Origin of the sequence: Wolbachia endosymbiont of Drosophila leontia, assembly GCF_028981785.1 — a bacterium.
In the GTDB taxonomy this organism is placed as follows: Bacteria; Pseudomonadota; Alphaproteobacteria; order Rickettsiales; family Anaplasmataceae; genus Wolbachia; species Wolbachia pipientis.
In genome coordinates this window covers 1-2,825 of the sequence record NZ_JAPQLK010000070.1, presented here as the reverse complement: position 1 = coordinate 2,825, position 2,825 = coordinate 1, and the positions used below count along the sequence as shown (strand labels likewise).

Genomic DNA, 2,825 nt, shown 5'->3' with positions numbered 1-2,825 from the left:
AGACTCTTTTCATATGGAGAAAAATCAATGCTTGCAATGTTGTTGTAGGGGTAGGTATGACGGTTCGCGGTGGTATGACGATAAGGTTTATACCTTGTCATGCAAGTACTAGAATCCAGTAAGCTTATTTATGCATATAAAAGGTTATTATTTTGTAAAGTCAAAGTTGCTTTTGGTTTTAAGTTAAAGTACAATAAATGCAAAGGCTCATATGATGAATTAAACTGGATCCAAGTACTTGAATGACATCAGAGAGAGGGTAACCGAGGTTCATGCGATACACGCTACCAAAGTGTTTAAGTAATTAATTAGGTTAAAGTTTGGTATTCAAACAGTCGTACATATGCTAGTCAAAATAGGTACCAGAGGAAGCAAGCTTGCAGTTGCCCAGGCTTTGGAAACAAAACAAAAGTTGCTGGATTCTTTTCCTAACTTGTCTATTGAAATTGTTAAAATAAAAACTTCTGGAGATAAGTATGCAAACGCAAATCTTGCTGAAATAGGAGGCAAAGGATTATTCATTAAAGAAATTGAGACTGAATTGCTCGAAAATAATATAGACATGGCAGTTCATTCGCTAAAAGATATGCCTGCGTTTTTCTCAGGGGGTTTAACAATTCCTTGTGTTTTAGAAAGGCTAAGTTCATGCGATGCGTTTATTTCTCATAAACACAATAGCCTTGAGTCTTTGCCACAGCAGGCTACTATTGCCACTTCTTCAATAAGAAGAAAAGTTCAGTTGTTAAATGTTAGACCAGATTTAAATATAGTACCGCTACGTGGAAATGTAACAACCAGATTGCAAAATCAAAATTTTGATGGAATAATTCTAGCTGAAGCAGGACTCATAAGATTAGAAAAACATCACTTGATTACAGAGGTATTGCCACCAAAAGTTATGTTAAGTGCAGTGGGGCAGGGGGCGGTTTGTATTCAATGTAGAAGGAATGATGTAAAAATTATCGATCTTTTAGAGAAAATTAATAATAATATGTCTTTTATAGGAGTGAAATCAGAGCGCAGTTTTATGAAGACAGTGAATGGTTCATGTTTTACACCACTTGCAGCTTTGGCTGAATATGTGAGCGAAAATATGCTACACCTTCGTTGTATGTTAGCAAGTGGAAAAAATATATACTTCACTGAGCGCACTTCATTTATAGAAGATGCGGAGAAAATGGGTATGGATGCAGGATTAGAGTTGAAATCAAAATGCTTATAAGCTTACCTAAAGTACGTGGAATCTATCGTTATGATGTCTTAATGTCTAAAGCGACGTGGTTAAATGTTGGTGGACGAGCTGATGTATTATTTAAACCATGTGATATTGAGGATTTAACATACTTGATTAAAAATACTGAACTGCCAGTTAGCGTTATTGGTGCAACATCTAACATAATAGTGCGAGATAGTGGCATTCGAGGAATAACAGTAAAATTAGGTAAGGAGTTTGGATATATTAAAAGTAAGGGTAACAACTCTATTGTAGCTGGGGGAGCTGTGCTGCTCAGCAACCTTGCTCAATTTGCGGGAAATCAGCAGATTAGTGGGTTGGAGTTTCTAGTTGGAATTCCAGGAACAGTTGGTGGCGGAATAGAAATGAATGCAGGTGCATATGGTAGTGATATCGCAAGTGTTGTACAATCCATAAAAGCAGTGAATCTAGAGGATGGAAACCTATATGAGTTCTCCAGCGAAGAAATGGGGTATTTTTACCGTGGACATAGCCTAAAAGGAAATTGGATTTTTGTTGAAGCTGAGTTTAAAGGAGTAAACTCAGAGTATGAGCTTATACTGCAAAGGTTAAAGGAAGTTATTGAGAGGAAAAATAAAAGCCAGCCAATAAGAGGAAAAACTGCTGGGTGCATATTCAAAAATCCAAAAAACTACCGAGCATGGGAGTTAATTGATAAATCTGGCTGCCTAGGGTTAAATATTGGTGGAGCTAGAATCTCTAAGAAACATTGTAACTTCTTGCTCAATTACGATAATGCAACTGCATCTGACTTGGAAAACCTTGGCAACAAAGTAAAAGATGCAGTAAAGGATAAATTTAATGTTGAACTTGAGTGGGAAATAAGGTTTTTGGGTAGCTATTAGATAGTTTTTATAGCTTATGTATATTCGTTCAGGAGAACGGCAAATAAGGTAAACAAATAATCTAAAAAAATAATCATAGAGAAACCGTGAGGTAATGTGGTTAATCTTGTAGAACTTTGCAAGAATCTAGAGAGAAAAATAGCAAAGTTATACCAATTCTCATTATTAGTGAATCAAATAAGCGATATTGTAGAGTTATTTAATTGTGGAGTGAGAAAGAAAGGCAATAGTATGGCTTTTTTTCCATTGTTATCTATCCGTTTATTGTGCAGTGGGAATTGGTATTAGCTGAACGGACACTATTGTTATACTATATCTTATATACAATTGTGCAATATGGACAATGGCAACAAATTTACTAGCGAAATTCAGTGATTTATGATTGATAATTAAAGTTCTTAATTAGTAACCGTTCACACTTAATTCTTCAATCTCACTAATAGAAAGGCCAGTAAATTTGACAATAGTGTTGACATCAACATTGTTAGCCAGCATTGCTTTTGCGACTTCGATTTTTCCTTCGATTTTCCCTTCCTCTTTACCGATTTTGATGCCTCTTTCTTCGCCAATTTGGATGCCTTTTTCAGTAGCAAGGTCAAGTCTGTATTCAAGAATGGCTTCTTCTTTCCGTAGATCCATTATTCTTTCTTCATAAGCTACTAAATCTTTTTCATTCCAGCTAAACCTGTCTAATTCATCGTAGGCTAACTTTATTATTGGTGCTT

General features: G+C 35.6%; 4 protein-coding genes and 1 pseudogene. 4 read left to right on the top strand and 1 reads right to left on the bottom strand.

Going from position 1 to position 2,825, the window contains the following annotated elements:
* Positions 1–99: 99 nt before the first annotated feature.
* From OZD63_RS02250 to OZD63_RS02235, 4 genes are all read left to right on the top strand, one after another.
* Complete coding sequence (locus OZD63_RS02250; RefSeq protein ID WP_156518219.1) at positions 100–246, top strand: hypothetical protein; 147 nt, start codon at positions 100–102, stop codon at positions 244–246.
* Between the two features lie 97 nt (positions 247–343).
* A complete protein-coding gene (gene hemC, locus OZD63_RS02245; protein WP_274979524.1) occupies positions 344–1,222 on the top strand; it encodes a hydroxymethylbilane synthase in 879 nt (292 codons plus the stop codon).
* On the top strand, positions 1,213–2,100 hold the full coding sequence (gene murB / locus OZD63_RS02240) for a UDP-N-acetylmuramate dehydrogenase (RefSeq protein ID WP_275008016.1): 888 nt from the start codon (positions 1,213–1,215) through the stop codon (positions 2,098–2,100). Before hemC ends, murB begins: the two co-directional genes overlap by 10 nt.
* 96 nt (positions 2,101–2,196) lie before the next feature.
* Positions 2,197–2,388: a hypothetical protein gene (locus OZD63_RS02235; protein WP_070356842.1), complete on the top strand. Its 192-nt coding sequence runs from the start codon at positions 2,197–2,199 to the stop codon at positions 2,386–2,388.
* A 114-nt stretch (positions 2,389–2,502) separates the two neighbouring features.
* Here the strand turns inward: OZD63_RS02235 and OZD63_RS02230 are convergent.
* Positions 2,503–2,825, bottom strand: a pseudogene (locus OZD63_RS02230) (Rpn family recombination-promoting nuclease/putative transposase); the annotation flags it as partial.

Coding starts and splice junctions, on each gene's coding strand:
- OZD63_RS02250 (WP_156518219.1), top strand. CDS start 100: ATGCAAGTACTAGAATCCAGTAAGCTTATTTATGCATATAAAAGGTTA.
- murB (WP_275008016.1), top strand. CDS start 1,213: ATGCTTATAAGCTTACCTAAAGTACGTGGAATCTATCGTTATGATGTC.
- hemC (WP_274979524.1), top strand. CDS start 344: ATGCTAGTCAAAATAGGTACCAGAGGAAGCAAGCTTGCAGTTGCCCAG.